Annotated in this window: 14 protein-coding genes; all 14 read right to left on the bottom strand. The window is 65.4% G+C overall.

Annotation, left to right across the window (positions count from 1 at the left end):
- Positions 1–24: 24 nt before the first annotated feature.
- The 14 genes from EJP69_RS01925 to EJP69_RS01860 all read right to left on the bottom strand — a co-directional run bounded on the left by EJP69_RS01925 (position 25) and on the right by EJP69_RS01860 (position 15,542).
- Positions 25–489: a PaaI family thioesterase gene (locus EJP69_RS01925; protein WP_126468530.1), complete on the bottom strand. Its 465-nt coding sequence runs from the start codon at positions 487–489 to the stop codon at positions 25–27.
- A gap of 9 nt (positions 490–498) precedes the next feature.
- The gene (locus EJP69_RS01920; protein ID WP_126468529.1) at positions 499–1,296 is read right to left on the bottom strand and encodes an SDR family oxidoreductase; all 798 of its coding nucleotides are present in this window, start codon (positions 1,294–1,296) and stop codon (positions 499–501) included.
- A 26-nt stretch (positions 1,297–1,322) separates the two neighbouring features.
- On the bottom strand, positions 1,323–1,625 hold the full coding sequence (locus EJP69_RS01915; protein ID WP_093306839.1) for a Dabb family protein: 303 nt from the start codon (positions 1,623–1,625) through the stop codon (positions 1,323–1,325).
- Positions 1,626–1,645: 20 nt separating this feature from the next.
- Entirely contained in the window at positions 1,646–1,906 is a 261-nt protein-coding gene (locus tag EJP69_RS01910; RefSeq protein WP_093195028.1) for a hypothetical protein, read from the bottom strand.
- A complete protein-coding gene (locus tag EJP69_RS01905) occupies positions 1,906–3,759 on the bottom strand; it encodes an acyl-CoA dehydrogenase (RefSeq protein ID WP_126468528.1) in 1,854 nt (617 codons plus the stop codon). The genes EJP69_RS01910 and EJP69_RS01905 overlap by 1 nt, the downstream gene beginning before the upstream one ends.
- A gap of 189 nt (positions 3,760–3,948) precedes the next feature.
- A complete protein-coding gene (locus EJP69_RS01900) occupies positions 3,949–5,124 on the bottom strand; it encodes an acetyl-CoA C-acyltransferase (RefSeq protein WP_126468527.1) in 1,176 nt (391 codons plus the stop codon).
- Positions 5,125–5,173: 49 nt separating this feature from the next.
- Complete coding sequence (locus EJP69_RS01895; protein WP_126468526.1) at positions 5,174–6,649, bottom strand: M20 family peptidase; 1,476 nt, start codon at positions 6,647–6,649, stop codon at positions 5,174–5,176.
- A gap of 40 nt (positions 6,650–6,689) precedes the next feature.
- Complete coding sequence (locus EJP69_RS01890) at positions 6,690–8,795, bottom strand: 3-hydroxyacyl-CoA dehydrogenase NAD-binding domain-containing protein (RefSeq protein WP_093195024.1); 2,106 nt, start codon at positions 8,793–8,795, stop codon at positions 6,690–6,692.
- A gap of 237 nt (positions 8,796–9,032) precedes the next feature.
- Positions 9,033–9,728 carry an ABC transporter ATP-binding protein gene (locus EJP69_RS01885; protein ID WP_093195022.1) on the bottom strand — a complete coding sequence of 232 codons (696 nt, stop codon included), beginning with the start codon at positions 9,726–9,728 and terminating at the stop codon, positions 9,033–9,035.
- A 1-nt stretch (position 9,729) separates the two neighbouring features.
- The gene (locus tag EJP69_RS01880) at positions 9,730–10,500 is read right to left on the bottom strand and encodes an ABC transporter ATP-binding protein (protein ID WP_093195021.1); all 771 of its coding nucleotides are present in this window, start codon (positions 10,498–10,500) and stop codon (positions 9,730–9,732) included.
- Positions 10,497–11,828, bottom strand: coding sequence for a branched-chain amino acid ABC transporter permease (locus EJP69_RS01875; RefSeq protein WP_093195020.1), 1,332 nt, complete (start codon positions 11,826–11,828; stop codon positions 10,497–10,499). Before EJP69_RS01875 ends, EJP69_RS01880 begins: the two co-directional genes overlap by 4 nt.
- 4 nt (positions 11,829–11,832) lie before the next feature.
- The gene (locus tag EJP69_RS01870; protein ID WP_093195019.1) at positions 11,833–12,786 is read right to left on the bottom strand and encodes a branched-chain amino acid ABC transporter permease; all 954 of its coding nucleotides are present in this window, start codon (positions 12,784–12,786) and stop codon (positions 11,833–11,835) included.
- 84 nt (positions 12,787–12,870) lie between these two features.
- Positions 12,871–14,112, bottom strand: coding sequence for a branched-chain amino acid ABC transporter substrate-binding protein (locus tag EJP69_RS01865; RefSeq protein ID WP_093195018.1), 1,242 nt, complete (start codon positions 14,110–14,112; stop codon positions 12,871–12,873).
- A gap of 200 nt (positions 14,113–14,312) precedes the next feature.
- A complete protein-coding gene (locus tag EJP69_RS01860) occupies positions 14,313–15,542 on the bottom strand; it encodes a branched-chain amino acid ABC transporter substrate-binding protein (protein ID WP_093195017.1) in 1,230 nt (409 codons plus the stop codon).
- Positions 15,543–15,635: the final 93 nt, after the last annotated feature.

The raw sequence follows: 15,635 nt of genomic DNA, 5'->3' as shown, positions 1-15,635 counted from the left end.
AGTCGGTCGAATCGGTCAGTCGAATCAGTCGGTCGACGGCGGGCGCATCTCGTTGGCGCTGGCCGGCCCGGTCGGCAGCCGGCGCTTCACGTACTTGAATGTGCCGGTGGCATGGGCGCACACGCGCTCCTGCTCGTCATAGATTCTGGCCTCGGTGAAAGCCAGCGTCGCCGTCCTGTGAATGAGCGTGCCGCGCGCGTGCAGCGGGCCGACCGAGGGCTGCATGAAGCTGGTCTTCATCTCGATGGTGACCACGCCCATCTCGGGCGCGATGCTGCGCGCGGCCGCCGCCATGGTGATGTCCAGCAGCGTCATGCAGGCGCCGCCGTGCGTCACGTCGAAGGTGTTCAGGTGCTCGGGCTTGGCGGTGTACTCGATTTCCGATTCGCCGCCCTCGAACTTCGTCAGCTCGAAGCCGAGATGGCGCGCGAACGGGATGCGGCTCGTGTACGAGCGGAAATTGATGTCGTCGGATTCAGGGGTTGTCATTTCGATTCTTCATGCGGCGCCGAGCACCACGCTCACGCCGCCGTCCACCGCCAGCCACTGGCCGGTGACGTGCTTGCCGGCATCGCTCGCGAACAGCAGCGTCAGGCCCTTCAGGTCTTCGTCGTCGCCGAGGCGGCCAAGCGGCGCCTGGGCGGCCATCTTCTCCTCGCCCAGCGACTTGATGAGACCGGCGGCCATCTTCGTCATGAAGAAGCCCGGGCAGATGGCGTTCACGTTGATGTTGTACTTGCCCCATTCGGCCGCCAACGTGCGGGTGAAGCCGATGACGGCGGTCTTGGAGGTGTTGTAGGCCAGCGTCTGCATCTCGGGCGGGTTGCCGTTGAGCCCGGCGATGGAGGCGATGTTGATGATGCGCCCCGACTTCTTCGGGATCATGTAGCCGTTGGCGATCTGCTGCGACAGGATGAAGTAGCCGCGCACGTTGAGGTTCATCACCTTGTCCCAGGCCTCGACCGGATGGTTCTCGGCCGGCGCGCCCCAGCTGGCGCCCGCGTTGTTCACCAGGATGTCGACAGCGCCCATGCGCTGCAGCGTCTCGTCGGCCAGGCGGCGGGTGTCTTCTTCCTTCGAGCAGTCGGCGGCGATCCAGCGCGCGTCGATGCCGGCGGCCTGCAGCTCGGCTGCGGCCTGCTCCAGGTCTTCGGCCTTGCGCGAACTCAGCATGATCTTCGCGCCGGCCTCGCCCAGCGCGTGGGCCATCTGCAGGCCCAGGCCGCGCGAGCCGCCGGTGACGAGGGCGGTCTTGCCGGTGAGGTCGAAGAGTTTCTGGACGGTGCGTGCGGTCATGGGTTGTCTCCGGGGTTCGGGTTGGATCAGATCTCGTAGTCCATGCACTGGCGGGCTTCGCGCACTGCGCCGATGAATGGCTTCAGGGCCACGTGCTGCGGATGGTCCGCATAGGCCGCGAGCGCGGCGGCGTCGGTGAATTCCGAGTACAGGACCAGGTCGTAGGTGGCCTCAAGCCCGGGCTGGGCGATGGCTACCTCGAAGCGCAGTGTGCCGGGCGAGAGCTTCGCGCAGGCATCGAGCAGCGCCTTGGCCTTGAGCAGGTTGGTCGCCTTGTCGGCGCCCTCGGCGTGTTCCTTGAACTTCCACATCACGATGTGCTTGAGCATGGCGGGTTTCGTTCGGTCGGTCACTTGCCGGAAGGGTTGTTGGAAAGGCGCGAGCGCACGTAGATCAGCACGAAACCGACCAGCGCCACGATGCCGCCGGGCACCGCAATGGACCAGCCCAGCGCAGCGTCGGTGCGGCCTGTGGCAATGCCCAGGACCACGCCGAACAGGCCGCCGTAGATCAGGATCCAGATCCATTTCTCGAGCCGCGCGTGCGGCTTCGGCGGCTTGGCGGCAGGGTTGTTGTTGGGGGCGGTGTTCGGCGAATCGGTCGTGGCCATCAGAAGGCGTCCTCGGGCAAAGCTGTACAGGTCGGGTCGCGGGTTTCGACCACGTTGAGCCATGCGCCGATTTTCGGCAGCTCGTAGTGGAAGAAATAGTCCGTGGCGCCGATCTTGCCAGCTGTTACCGCCCTCGCCTTTTCTCCATCGCTTTCCAGGGCCCTTTGGGCCACGTCCAGCCAGATCCAGGCCAGCACCGTGTGGCCGAAGGCCTGCATGTACGGCACGGCGTTGGCCAGCGCCTCAGCCGGGTCGCCGGTGGACCACGCAGCCTCTGTGGCGCTGCCGATGCGCTGCAGCGCGCCGCCCAGCGCCTTGGCATGGGCCGCCAGCGCCGGCACCTTGGCCGCGCGGCCGATGGTGCCCGTCATGCGCGCGGCCAGCAGCTGCAGGCCGCGGCCCTTCTCCATCAGCACCTTGCGGCCCAGCAGGTCGGCTGCCTGGATGCCGTGGGTGCCCTCGTGGATCATGTTCAGGCGGTTGTCGCGCCAGTACTGCTCCACCGGGAAATCGCGCGTGTAGCCATAGCCGCCGTGCACCTGGATGGCCAGCGAATTGGCCTCCAGGCACCACTCGCTGGGCCAGCTCTTGGCGATGGGCGTGAGCACTTCCAACAGCAGCCGCGCGTCGTCGGCGGCCTGCGCGTCGCCGGTCTTCTGCTCGTCGACCAGCCGTGCGCAGTACAGCTCCAGCGCCAGCGCGCCCTCGCAGTACGCCTTCTGGGCCAGCAGCATGCGGCGCACGTCGGCGTGCTCGATGATGCGCACCTGCGGCGCCGCCGAGTCCTTGGCAACGGCTGCACCGGCGGCATCGGGCTTCTTCACCAGCCGGCCCTGCGGGCGGCTCTTGGCGTACTCGAGCGAGGCGTGGTAGCCGGCCATGCCGAGCATGGTGGCGGCCGTGCCGACACCGATGCGCGCCTCGTTCATCATGTGGAACATGCAGTGCAGGCCCTTGCCGGGCTCGCCGACCAGATAGCCCACCGCGCCCGCCTTGCCGTCGACCGGGTACTTGCCCTCGCCGAAGTTCAGCAGCGTGTTCGTGGTGCCGCGCCAGCCCAGCTTGTGGTTGAGGCCCGCGAGCGCCACGTCGTTGCGCTGGCCGGTAAGTTGGCCATCGGTGTCGACCATGCGCTTGGGCACGATGAACAGCGAGATGCCGCGCGTGCCGGGCACCAGCTTGCCGTTCTCGTCGGGAATCTTGGCCAGCACGATGTGCACGATGTTCTCGGTCAGCTCGTGGTCGCCCGACGAGATCCACATCTTGTTGCCCGTGAGACGGTAGCGCGGGCCCAGCGGGTCGTTCTGGAAGTCGTCGCCGTCAGGCACGGCGCGCGTGGCCACGTCGCTCAGCGACGAGCCCGCTTGCGGCTCCGACAGGCACATGGTGCCGGCCCAGCGGCCCGAGAACTCGTTCTTGGCGAAGACCTCCTTCTGCATCTCGGTGCCGTGCACCATCAGCAGGTTGGCGTTGCCGCTGGTGAGCATGTTCGAGCCGATGCTCACCGAGGCCATCGCGAAGAAGCTGTTGGCCGCGGCCTGCAGCGTGTAGGGCAGCTGCATGCCGCCGATGTCGTAGTCCTGCGCCGCGCTCATCATTCCCGACTCGACGAAGGCCTTGTGCGCGTCGTGCGTGGCCTGCGGCAGCACGACCTTCTCGCCGTCGAAATGCGGCTCCTGCGTGTCGACCGTGCGGTTGAACGGCGCGTACTTCTCGCGCGCGATGCGCTCGCAGGTGTCGAGCACCGCGTCGAAGGTCTCGCGCGAGTGGTCGGCGAAGCGCTCGCGCTGGTTGAGGGATTCGGCGTCGAGCCAGTCGTAGAGCAGAAAGTCGAGGGTGGAGCGCAGGCTCATGGTGTTCTCCGGGGGAGCGGGGGCGGCATCAAACTGCCGAACGCTAAAGGGGTGCGAAAGAGTGCAAAAACCGCGCAAAAAAAGTCGCAGCGAAAAACCAATGAAATTTTGGTTTCTCTTCTGCGACTTCTGCGTAACCTCCGCGACTTCGGTGTCCGGAAGCCTGGTTTCAGCGGCTCAAAAAGAGACTCAGAGCACCTCGAACACGCCGGCGGCACCCATGCCGCCGCCGATGCACATCGTGACCACGACCTTCTTCGCGCCGCGGCGCTTGCCTTCGATGAGCGCGTGGCCCGTGAGGCGCTGGCCGCTCACGCCGTAGGGGTGGCCCACGGCGATGGCACCGCCGTTCACGTTCAGGCGGTCACCGGGGATGCCCAGCTTGTCGCGGCAGTAGATCACCTGCACGGCGAAGGCTTCGTTCAGCTCCCACAGGTCGATGTCGTTGACCGTCAGGCCCAGGCGCTTGAGCACCTTCGGAATGGCGAAGACGGGGCCGATGCCCATTTCGTCGGGCTCGCAGCCGGCCACGGCGAAGCCGAGGAAGCGGCCCAGGGGCTTCAGGCCCTTCTGCTCGGCGTACTTCTCGTCGACCACCACGCAGGCGCCGCCGCCGTCGGAGAACTGGCTGGCGTTGCCGGCCGAGATCACGCCGCCGGGAATGGCCGGGCGGATGCCGCTGATGCCTTCCTTGGTGGTGCCCGGGCGGATGCCTTCGTCGTTCTCGACGGTGACTTCCTTGGTGCGCAGGCCCATCACGGGGTCGGCCACGCCGGCCAGCACGGTGATGGGAGCGATCTCGGCCTTGAAGAGGCCGGCTTCCAGCGCGGCAGTGGCGCGCTGCTGGCTTTGCGCGCCGTATTCGTCCATGGCGTCGCGGCCGATGTTGTAGCGCTTGGCGACCTGCTCGGCCGTCTGCAGCATGTTCCAGTAGATCTCGGGCTTGTGCTTCACGAGCCAGGGATCGGCCAGCATGTGCTTGTTGGCTTCGTTCTGCACGCACGAGATGCTCTCGACGCCGCCGGCCACATAGACCTCGCCCTCGCCCGCGATGATGCGCTGGGCGGCGGTGGCGATGGTCTGCAGGCCCGAGGAGCAGAAGCGGTTGATGGTCATGCCCGAGGTGGTGATCGGCAGGCCGGCGCGCAGCGCGATCTGGCGCGCGATGTTCGAGCCGGTCGCGCCTTCGGGCGTGGCGCAACCCACGATGACGTCGTCGACCGATGCGGGGTCGATGCCGGCGCGCTGCACGGCGTGCTGCACCGCGTGGCCGCCGAGCGTGGCGCCGTGCGTCATGTTGAAGGCACCCTTCCAGCTCTTCGCGAGCGGCGTGCGGGCAGTGGAAACGATGACGGCGCTGGTCATGGTGAGGTCCTTTGAAGCAGAGGGAAGGGAAAAGAGGTTGCGGTTGTCGTCATTGCGCCGGAGCAGCGTTGGTGTTGCTCAGGAGCTGGCGGTAGAAGCCGATCATCTCGCCGTAGTTCGAGATGGCCAGGCGTTCGTTGTTGCCGTGGAAGCGCGCCAGGTCCTCGCCCTTCACGCGGAACGGCGAGAAGCGGAAGACGGCGTCGCTCACGATGCTGAAGTGGCGCGAGTCGGTCGCGGCGGTCATGAGGCCGGGGGCCACCACCGCGTCGGGAAAGCTCTGGCGCACGGCCTGCTGGATCGCGCGGTAGCCGGTGCTGTCGGTCGGCGACACCGGCGACGGCTCCGAATTGCCCGGATAGGCCTTGATCTTGATGTCGTCGTTGCCCAGCGCCTTGCGCAGGTGCGCCTCGGTGCTGGCGATGGTGTCGCCCGGCAGGATGCGGAAGTTGACGGCAGCCTCGGCGCGGCCGGGCAGCACGTTGTCCTTGTTGCCCGCGCGCACGATGGTCAGCGCGGTGGTGGTGCGCAGCATGGCGTTGCTGCTCGGGCTCTTCTCGAGCTGGCCACGCACCAGCGGCTCGGTGAGCCACAGGTTCGAAAGCATCACGCGGTTGACGCCGCTCATCTCGGGCGCCAGCGCACCGAACATCTGGCCCGCCACGCCCTTGATGCCGCCGGGCATCGGGTTGGCCTCGAGGCGCGCCAGCGCGGCGCTCATGCTGCCGATGGCGCTGTGCTGCGGCGGCATCGACGAATGGCCGGGAGCGGTGTCGAGCGACAGGAAGAAGGTCGCATAGCCCTTCTCCGCCAGGCCGATGAGCGCGGCCGGCCTGCTCAGGCCCGGCAGCACGCCGTCGAGCACGAGCAGGCCTTCGTCGAGCACCCAGTCGAGGCGCACGTTGCGCGACTTGAGCAGCTCGGCGATGGGCAGCGCGCCACGCAGGCCGCTCACCTCCTCGTCGTCGCCCATCACGAGGTAGACAGTCTGCCTCGGCTTGAAGCCGCTGCCGATGAGAAGCTCGATGGCTTCCATCTGCGCGAACAGGTTGCTCTTGTTGTCGAGCGTGCCGCGGCCCCAGATGTAGCCGTCCTTGATCTCGCCCGAGAAGGGATCGACCGACCATGCCTTCTCGGTGCCCGGCGCGATGGGCACCATGTCCTGGTGCGCCATCAGCGCAACGGGCTTGGCCTGCGGGTCGGTACCGGTCCAGGTGTAGAGCAGCGCCTTGTTGCCCACCACTTCCTTCTTCAGGGTGGCGTGCACTTTCGGAAACTGCTGCTCGAGGAATGCGTGCAGCTTGTCGAACTCGGCCGCGTTGGCGGCCGGATCGTCCAGCCCCGACACCGTGCGGAACGTGATCGCCGTCGACAGCCGCTTGGCGGCTGCCTGCAGGTCGATGTCCAGCTTCGGCGCGGGCGCCACCGCCAGCTGCTGCGATGGCGTGGTCCAGGTCTTGACCGCCACGGCGGCCACCAGCAGCACGATTGCCAGCAGCAGCCCGAGGAAGATGCGTTTCAACATTGGCGGTCTTGATCCCGGTTCAGGTTCTGCCTGGTCGATATCAGCCGAAGGACTTGCCTTCGGCCACCAGCTTCTGGATCAGCGGCGCGGGCTGCCAGAACTCGGCGTCGTCGCGCGGGTTCTTCGCGAAGCGCTTCATCGTCTCGGCCACGTTGTACAGGCCGACCTGCGACGCGTAGTGCATCGGGCCACCGCGATAGATCGGGAAGCCGTAGCCGGTGAGGTACACCATGTCGATGTCGCCCGACTTCGAGGCGATGCCGTCTTCCAGGATGTGCGCGCCTTCGTTGACCAGCGCGTACACCAGGCGCTGCACGATTTCCTCGTCGGAGATCTTGCGCGGCGTGATGCCCAGTTCCTTGCGGTGGTCCTCGATCATCTTGTTGACGAGGTCCGACGGAATGGCATCGCGCTTGCCGGCCTGGTAGTCGTACCACCCTGCCCCGGTCTTCTGGCCGAAGCGGCCCAGCTCGCAGAGCTTGTCGGCCGTGCGGCTGTACTTCATGTCGGCGCGTTCGACGGCGCGGCGCTTGCGGATGGCCCAGCCGATGTCGTTGCCGGCCAGGTCGCCCATGCGGAACGGGCCCATGGCGAAGCCGAACTTCTCGATGGCCTTGTCGACCTGCTGCGGCGTGGCGCCTTCGTCCAGCAGGAAGCCGGCCTGGCGGCTGTACTGCTCGATCATGCGATTGCCGATGAAACCGTCGCACACGCCCGAGACCACTGCCGTCTTCTTGATCTTCTTGCCGATGGCCATGACCGTGGCCAGCACGTCCTTGGCGGTGGCCTTGCCGCGCACCACTTCAAGCAGCTTCATCACGTTGGCGGGGCTGAAGAAGTGCATGCCGACCACGTCCTGCGGACGCTCGGTGAACGAGGCGATCTTGTCGACGTCGAGCGTCGAGGTGTTCGAGGCCAGGATCGCGCCCTTCTTGGCGACGCGGTCGAGCTCCTTGAACACTTTTTCCTTCACGCCGATTTCCTCGAACACGGCCTCGATGATGAGGTCGGCGTTCTTCAACTCGTCGTAGCTCAGCGTGGTGCTCAGCAGGGCCATGCGCTGCTCGTACTTGTCCTGCTTGAGCTTGCCCTTCTTGACCTGGGCTTCGTAGTTCTTCTTGATGGTGGCGATGCCGCGGTCGAGCGCTTCCTGCTTCATCTCGAGGATGGTCACGGGGATGCCCGCGTTCAGGAAGTTCATCGAGATGCCGCCGCCCATGGTGCCGGCGCCGATCACGCCGACCGACTTGATCTCGCGCTTGGGCGTGTCTTCGGGCACGTCGGGGATCTTGCTCGCGGCCCGTTCGGCCATGAACAGGTGGCGCAGTGCCAGCGATTCGGGCGTGAACATCAGCGCGGTGAACAGGCGGCGCTCCTCGGCCATGCCTTCGTCGAACTTCAGCCTGGTGGCGGCCTGCACGGCGTCGACGCACTTCAGCGGCGCGGGGTAGTTCTTCGACATGCCGCCGACCATGTTCTTCGCGAACTGGAAGTAGGCGTCGCCCTGCGGGTGCTTGCACGGCAGGTTGCGCACCAGCGGCAGGGCCTCGCCCGTCTTGCCGGCCACGCTCTTGGCGAATTCCACGGCCTCTTCGAACACCGACTCGGCCGAGGCCGCCAGCTTGTCGAACAGCTTCTGGCCGGGCAGGCTCGCGAGCAGCTCGCTCTTCACGGGTTCGCCGCTGACGATCATGTTCAGCGCTGTCTCGACGCCCAGCACGCGCGGCAGGCGCTGCGTGCCGCCCGCGCCGGGCAGCAGGCCCAGCTTGACTTCAGGCAGTGCCACGCTGGTGCCGGGGGCGGCCACGCGGTAGTGGCAGCCCAGGGCCAGCTCGAGGCCGCCGCCCATGCACACCGAGTGGATGGCCGCGACGATGGGCTTGGGAGAAGCTTCGAGCGCGAGGATCACGCTCAGCAGGTTGGGCTCCTGCAGCGCCTTGGGCGTGCCGAACTCCTTGATGTCCGCGCCGCCCGAGAACGCCTTGCCGGCGCCGGTGATGACGATGGCCTTGACGGCGTCGTCGGCATTGGCCTTCGACAGGCCGTCGGTGATGCCGATGCGCGTCGAGAAACCGAGACCGTTGACCGGAGGGTTGGTCAGTGTGATCACGGCGATATCGCCGAGCACTTTGTATTCAGCCGTCATGCTGCGTTCCTTGGTGTGTGAAGAAAAAGAAGAAAAAGCACGAGTGTTCTTTTTCAGGAGATTCTAGGCGTTTCGCGAGGCCAAACAATGGCACGCAGTCGCTGTAGAGACAAGGCCTTCCATGAGGAGGCCGGGACTTTCCGGAAACACCGCGGAACCGGCTTCGCCGGGCCGCAGGTGTTGCCCCCTGCAAGGGGGAAGGCGTGCGCGACACGAAGTGCGCGAAGCCTGGGGGGCCTAGACTTCCAGCCACTCCTTGCGAGTGGCCGCGTCGGCGCGCAGGCTGTCCGGCGTGCCGTCGAACACGATGCTGCCGTGGCCCATGACAAGAGCACGGTCGGAAATCGCCATCGCGATAGTGAGCTTCTGCTCGATCAGCAGCACCGAGATGCCCTTGTCCTTGAGCGTGCGCAGGTACTGCCCGACCAGCTCGACGATCTTGGGCGCGAGGCCTTCGGTCGGCTCGTCGATGATGATGAGGTCGGGGTCGCCCATCAGCGTGCGGCACAGCGTGAGCATCTGCTGCTCGCCGCCCGAGAGCACGCCGGCCTCGGTGTGCTGGCGCTCCTTCAGGCGCGGGAACATGCCGTACATGTCGTCGAACGACCAGCGGCTGCCCTTGCCCGAGCCCTTCTGCCCCAGCAGCAGGTTCTGGTGCACCGTGAGCTTGGGGAAGATGTCGCGGTTCTCCGGCACGTAGCCGATGCCGAAGTGCGCGATCTCGTAGGCCTTGCGGCGCAGGATGTCCTGCCCCTTCCAGTGCAGGCCGCCCTCGGCATGCACCAGGCCCATGATGGCCTTGGCGGTGGTCGAGCGGCCCGAGCCGTTGCGCCCCAGCAGCGCCACGATCTCGCCCGGATTCACGTCGAAGGAAACGCCATGCAGCACATGGCTCTTGCCGTAGTAGGCGTGGATGTCTTGAAGCTTCAGCATTTCAGTGTCCCGCCCCCTGTGCATCGGCAACAGCGGAGCCCAGATAAGCCTCCTGCACTCGCGCATTGGCACGAACGGCAGCCGGTGTGTCGAAGGCGATCACCTCGCCGTACACCACCACCGCGATCTTGTCGGCCAGCCCGAAGACCACGCCCATGTCGTGCTCCACCGTCAGCAGCGTCTTGCCGACGGTCACGTGCTTGATGAGCGAGATGAAGTGCGAGGTCTCGGTCTTGCTCATGCCCGCCGTGGGCTCGTCCAGCAGGATCACGCTGGCGCCGCCGGCGATGGTCACGCCGATCTCCAGCGCGCGCTGCTCGGCGTAGGTGAGGTTCACCGCGTGCACGTCGCGCTTCTTCTCCAGGCCGATCTGCCTGATGAGCTCCTCGGTGCGCTCGTTGGCGTCGTCGAGGTTCGAGAGAAAGCGCAGGAAGGTGTACTTGTAGCCCAGGCTCCAGAGCACGCCGCAGCGCAGGTTCTCGAAGACCGTGAGCTTCGGAAAGATGTTGGTGATCTGGAAGCTGCGCGACAGCCCCATGCGGTTGATCTCGTACGGCTTCATGCCGTCGATGCGCGTGCCGTTGAGCAGCACCTCGCCGCTGCTCGGCGCGAGCCGGCCGCTGATGAGGTTGAAGAGCGTCGACTTGCCAGCGCCGTTCGGCCCGATGATCGCAATGCGCTCGCCTGCCGTCACGGCCAGGTCGACGCCGCGGATGATGTCGGTCTTGCCGAAGCTCTTTCGCAGGTTCTTGAGTTCGAGTGAATAGGTCATGCGGTCTCCCTGCGCTTGATCTCGGCTTCGATTTCTTCCTGGGCCTGGCCCCAGACCTTCGCGAAGCGCCGGCGCACCACCTCGAACACGCCCAGGCCCACGGCCAGCAGCGCCACAGCGACGATCCACGCCGTAGCCGACGAGGTATCGAGCTGCAGGCCCGCGAACGGCACCATCGGTCCGAGAGCCGCGTTCAGCTGCATGTGATAGATCATCTCGACCATGGCCGCGGCGCCCGCGAGCATGATGGCCGCGCCGATGAAAAGGCCCACGTACAGCAGGTAGAAGCGCTTGATCTTGCCGAACAGCGCCACGCGCACGTTCATCATGATCAGGCTGGCCACGCCGCCGGGCGCGAACATCACCATCAGCAGGAACACCAGGCCCACGTACAGCAGCCAGGCCTTGCTGAGTTCGGACAGCAGCACCAGCGCGAACACCAGCAGCGCCGCGCCGATGATCGGCCCGAAGAAGAAGGTCGCGCCGCCCAGGAAGGTGAACAGCAGGTAGCTGCCCGAGCGCAGCCCGTTGAGGCTGTCGGCCGCATTCACGATCTCGAAGTTGATGGCCGCCAGGCCGCCGCCGATGCCCGCGAAGAAGCCCGCGATGATGAAGGCGTAGTAGCGAACGCGCTGCGTGTTGTAGCCGATGAACTCCACGCGCTCCGGGTTGTCTCGCACCGCGTTGAGCATGCGCCCGAGCGGCGTGCCGGTGAAGGCGAACATCAGGCCGGTGCAGATGAAGCAGTAGACGGCGATCAGGTAGTACACCTGGTTCTGCGGACCGAAGTTGAGCCCGAAGAAAGAGGCGCCGTACACGCGGTTGGTGGTGATGCCGCCCTCGCCGCCGAAGAAGCTGGGGAACATCAGCGACATCGCGGCCACCAGCTCGCCCAGGCCCAGCGTGATCATCGCGAAGGTGGTGCCCGACTTCTTGGTCGACACGTAGCCGAACACGAAGGCGAAGAACATGCCGCCCAGGCCGCCCACGAGCGGAATCAGCACCAGCGGAACCGGCAGCTTGCCGGCGCTGGCCAGGTTCATCGCATGGATGGCGATGAACGAGCCCAGGCCCACGTACACCGCGTGCCCGAAGCTGAGCATGCCGCCCTGCCCCAGCAGCATGTTGTAGCTCAGGCAGATGATGATGAGGTAGCCGATCTGCGACAGCATGGTCAGCGCCAGGCTGCTGGTGAAGATCATCGGCGCCACGATCAGCAGCAGCGCGAAGAAGGACCAGATCAGGATGCGGCCGATGTTCAGCGGCTTGAACCGGTAGTAGCGAACGGGCGTGGAGGTCGTCGAAGCGGTTGTCGTTGCGGTGTTCATGGCATCAGTCCTCCCGCGTTCCGAGAAGACCCTTGGGCCTGAAGATGAGGATCAGCACCAGGAAGAGGTACGGAAGGATCGGGGCGACCTGCGAGATGGTCAGCTTGAGCAGCTCGTAGCCGAAGGTCTGGTCGGTCACCGCCACGCCGAAGGCCTGCAGGCCGGTGGCCAGCGACTGGTCCATGGCCACCGCGAAGGTCTGCACGATGCCGATGATCAGCGAGGCCAGGAAGGCGCCGGCCAGCGAGCCCATGCCGCCGACCACCACCACCACGAAGATGATGGAGCCGACGGAGGCAGCCATCGCCGGCTCGGTGACATAGGTGTTGCCGCCGACCACGCCCGCGAGGCCCGCCAGCGCGGCACCGCCGCCGAACACCAGCATGAAGACGCGCGGCACGTTGTGGCCCAGCGCCTCGACCATCTCGGGGTGCTTCAGCGCCGCCTGGATGACCAGGCCGATGCGCGTGCGCGTGAGCAGCAGCCACACCGACAGCAGCATCAGCACAGCCACCAGCATGATGAAGGAGCGCGACTTCGGGAACTGCGTGCCGTAGAGCGAGAAGAGCGGCCCCTGCAGCGCCGACGGGAGGCCGTACGGCACCGTGGAGCGGCCCCACACCAGCTGCACGACTTCGAGGATCAGGTACGAGAGACCGAAGGTCACCAGCAGCTCGGGCACATGGCCGAACTTGTGGACCCGGCGCAGGCAGTAGCGCTCGAAGGCGGCGCCCAGTGCGAACACCAGCACCGGCGCGATGAACAGCGCCGGCCAGAAGCCCACGATGCCGGACAGCGTGTAGGCGAAATAGGCGCCCAGCATGTAGAAGCTGGCATGCGCGAAGTTGAGCACGCCCATCATGCTGAAGATCAGCGTGAGGCCGGAACTCAGCATGAACAACAGCAAGCCGTAGCTCACGCCGTTGAGCAGCGAGATGACGAAGAATTCGACGTTCATCGGTCTTTCGTGTCAGGTGGAAAAAGAAAAAGGCCCGAGTGTTGAAGTCGGGCCTCGACCTGTCGGATGGCGATCAGGCTGCGATCAGGAGGCGCCGCCAGGCCGCTTCATCTGGCAGGAGGTGGGCGTGCTCGCCACGTAGGCGTCGTAGTACTTCACCGGGGCCAGCGTGTAGCCGGTGTTCTCCGGGCTGTACGGGTACTTGGCGCTGGCCTTCTCCCACTTGGCGATGTACAGGCCCTGCTGTGCCTGGTGGTCGGTCTTGCGCAGCTCGATCTCGCCGTTGAAGCTCTTGAACTTCATGCCTTCCATGGCAGCCGCCACCTTGACGGGGTCGGTCGACTTGGTCTTCACGAAGGCTTCGGTCAGAGCCTGGAACACGGTGTAGACGTCGGTGGTGTAGAGGTCGTCGTTGAACTTCTTCTTGAAGTCCTCGGCGTACTTCTGCATGTCGCCGCCCATGTTGTAGTGGGCATAACCGACCTGGTACACCTTGCCGTCGGACGCCGCGCCCATGGCGGTCGGCGTGCCGGTGGTCACGGCGTAGTAGGTGTAGAACTTGACGTTCAGGCCCGAGTCGTTGGCCGACTTGATGAGCAGCGCGAGGTCGGAGCCCCAGTTGCCGGTGATGACGGTATCCGCGCCCGATGCCTTGATCTTGGCCACGTACGGCGCGAAGTCGCGCACCTGGGCCAGCGGATGCAGGTCGTCGCCGACGATCTGCACGTCGGGGCGCTTGGTCTTGAGGTTTTCCTTGGCGAACTTCGAGACCTGCTGGCCGTGCGCGTAGTTCTGGTTGAGCAGGTAGACCTTCTTGATGTCCGGCTGGTCCTTCATGTAGGTGGTCAGCGCTTCCATCTTCATCGACGTGTCGGCGTCGAAGCGGTACTGCCAGTAGCTGCACTTGCTGTTGGTCAGGTCGGGGTCGACGGCGGCGTAGTTCAGGTACAGCGCTTCCTTGCCCGGATTGCGCGCGTTGTTCTTCTCGAGCGCGTCGATGATGGCGAGCGCCGGGCCGGAGCCGTTGCCCTGCACGATGTAGCGCGCGCCCTGGTCGAGAGCCGAGCGCAGCGCGCTGGTGGTCTCCTGCGGGCTCAACTTGTTGTCGATGCCGATGATCTCGAACTTCACGCCCGCCGCGTTCTTCTTGTTGAACTCTTCTGCGAAGAACTGGAAGGTCTTGAGCTGGTTCGTCCCGACCGCGGCCATGAGGCCCGACAGCGGGTCGAGCCATGCGATCTTGACGGTTTCACCCTTCTGGGCAAAGGCACCGGTGGCGGTGGCAGCGATGACGGCTGCTGCGGCGATTTTCAGAGCGAACTTCAATCTATATCTCCTGGTCAAACCGAATCAAAAACGCCGCACGAGAGTACAAGCGTTTGCAGCCCCTCCCCTCAGGGAATGCCCGTAAGAGGGGTGCCGCAAAGGCCCGTTTCTATCGCGCATGCGACACCGCGTTTCTCCAATTTGCTACCCGCCGGTAGGCTGCTGCTACCACCGGGTAGGAAACGCGTTCACAAAGACGCCTAGGGGCGCTTCATCTGGCACGACGTGGGCGTGCTCGCCACGTACGATTCGAAGTACTTCACGGGAACGTTCGTGTAGCCGGTGTTCTCCGCGTCGTACGGGTACTTGGCGCTGGCCTTCTCCCAGCGCGAGATGTAGAGACCCTGCTGCAACTGGTGGTCGGCCTTGCGCACCTCGACCTCGCCGTTGAAGCTCTTGATCTTCATGCCCTCCAGCGCGGCGGCCACCTTCACAGGGTCGGTCGACTTGGTCTTGGCAAAGGCCGCGTCGAGCAGCGCGAACACGTGATAGATCGACGACTGCGTGAGGTCGTCGTTCATGCGTTTCTTGTAGCCCGCGAGCAGCTGCTGGATCTCGCCGCCCATGTTGTAGTGGGCATAGGCCACGGTGTAGACCTTGCCCTCCGAGGTGGCGCCCATGGCCGTCGGCGTGCCGGCGCCAGGCGCGTAGTAGGTGAGGAACTTGACGTTCAGGCCCGAGTCGTTGGCGGCCTTGATGAGCAGCGACAGGTCGGAGCCCCAGTTGCCGGTGATCACGGTGTCGGCGCCCGAGGCCTTGATCTTGGCGATGTAGGGAGAGAAGTCGCGCACCTGCGCGAGCGGATGCAGGTCGTCGCCCACGATCTGGATGTCGGGGCGCTTGACCTTCAGGTCTTCCTTCGCGAACTTCGACACCTGCACGCCGTGGGCGTAGTTCTGGCCGAGGATGTAGACCTTCTTGATGTCGGGCTGGTCCTTCATCCAGGTGGTCAGCGCCTCCATCTTCATGGAGGTGTCGGCGTCGACCCGGAAGTGCCAGTAGCTGCACTTGCTGTTGGTCAGGTCGGGATCGACCGCCGCGTAGTTCATGTACAGCAGCTCCTTGCCCGGATTGCGCGCGTTGTTCTTCTCGACGGCGTCGATGATCGCGAGCGCGGGGCCGGAGCCGTTGCCCTGCATGATGTAGCGCGCGCCCTGGTCCTGCGCGGAACGCAGGGCCGCCGTGGTCTCCTGCGGGCTGAGCTTGTTGTCGAGCGCGATGATCTCGAACTTCACGCCCGACTGGTTCTTCTTGTTGAACTCTTCAGCAAGGAATTGCGTGGTCTTCAGCTGGTTGGTGCCCACCGCAGCCATCAGGCCCGACAGCGGGTCGAGCCAGGCGATCTTGACGGTCTCGCCCTTTTGGGCGAATGCGGCGGTGGCGCCCACCAACATTGCACAGGCAGCTACTGACTTGATAGCAAATTGCATGAAGAGTCTCCAGTGTGAAAGGCGGACTGCCAGCGTACAAGCGCCCTTTTCTTCGCCGCACAGGGATTGCCCGGAAGGGAAGCCGCCGAGGCG

The organism is Variovorax gossypii, from assembly GCF_003965815.1.
GTDB lineage: Bacteria > Pseudomonadota > Gammaproteobacteria > Burkholderiales > Burkholderiaceae_C > Variovorax > Variovorax gossypii.
Note: the sequence above shows the minus strand (reverse complement) of the source record. Positions and strands in the feature narration are given on the sequence as shown.

Excerpts from the sequence above, each read along its gene's own strand:
- EJP69_RS01925 (WP_126468530.1), bottom strand. The coding sequence starts at position 489 with ATGACAACCCCTGAATCCGACGACATCAATTTCCGCTCGTACACGAGC.
- EJP69_RS01920 (WP_126468529.1), bottom strand. The coding sequence starts at position 1,296 with ATGACCGCACGCACCGTCCAGAAACTCTTCGACCTCACCGGCAAGACC.
- EJP69_RS01915 (WP_093306839.1), bottom strand. The coding sequence starts at position 1,625 with ATGCTCAAGCACATCGTGATGTGGAAGTTCAAGGAACACGCCGAGGGC.
- EJP69_RS01910 (WP_093195028.1), bottom strand. The coding sequence starts at position 1,906 with ATGGCCACGACCGATTCGCCGAACACCGCCCCCAACAACAACCCTGCC.
- EJP69_RS01905 (WP_126468528.1), bottom strand. The coding sequence starts at position 3,759 with ATGAGCCTGCGCTCCACCCTCGACTTTCTGCTCTACGACTGGCTCGAC.
- EJP69_RS01900 (WP_126468527.1), bottom strand. The coding sequence starts at position 5,124 with ATGACCAGCGCCGTCATCGTTTCCACTGCCCGCACGCCGCTCGCGAAG.
- EJP69_RS01895 (WP_126468526.1), bottom strand. The coding sequence starts at position 6,649 with ATGTTGAAACGCATCTTCCTCGGGCTGCTGCTGGCAATCGTGCTGCTG.
- EJP69_RS01890 (WP_093195024.1), bottom strand. The coding sequence starts at position 8,795 with ATGACGGCTGAATACAAAGTGCTCGGCGATATCGCCGTGATCACACTG.
- EJP69_RS01885 (WP_093195022.1), bottom strand. The coding sequence starts at position 9,728 with ATGCTGAAGCTTCAAGACATCCACGCCTACTACGGCAAGAGCCATGTG.
- EJP69_RS01880 (WP_093195021.1), bottom strand. The coding sequence starts at position 10,500 with ATGACCTATTCACTCGAACTCAAGAACCTGCGAAAGAGCTTCGGCAAG.
- EJP69_RS01875 (WP_093195020.1), bottom strand. The coding sequence starts at position 11,828 with ATGAACACCGCAACGACAACCGCTTCGACGACCTCCACGCCCGTTCGC.
- EJP69_RS01870 (WP_093195019.1), bottom strand. The coding sequence starts at position 12,786 with ATGAACGTCGAATTCTTCGTCATCTCGCTGCTCAACGGCGTGAGCTAC.
- EJP69_RS01860 (WP_093195017.1), bottom strand. The coding sequence starts at position 15,542 with ATGCAATTTGCTATCAAGTCAGTAGCTGCCTGTGCAATGTTGGTGGGC.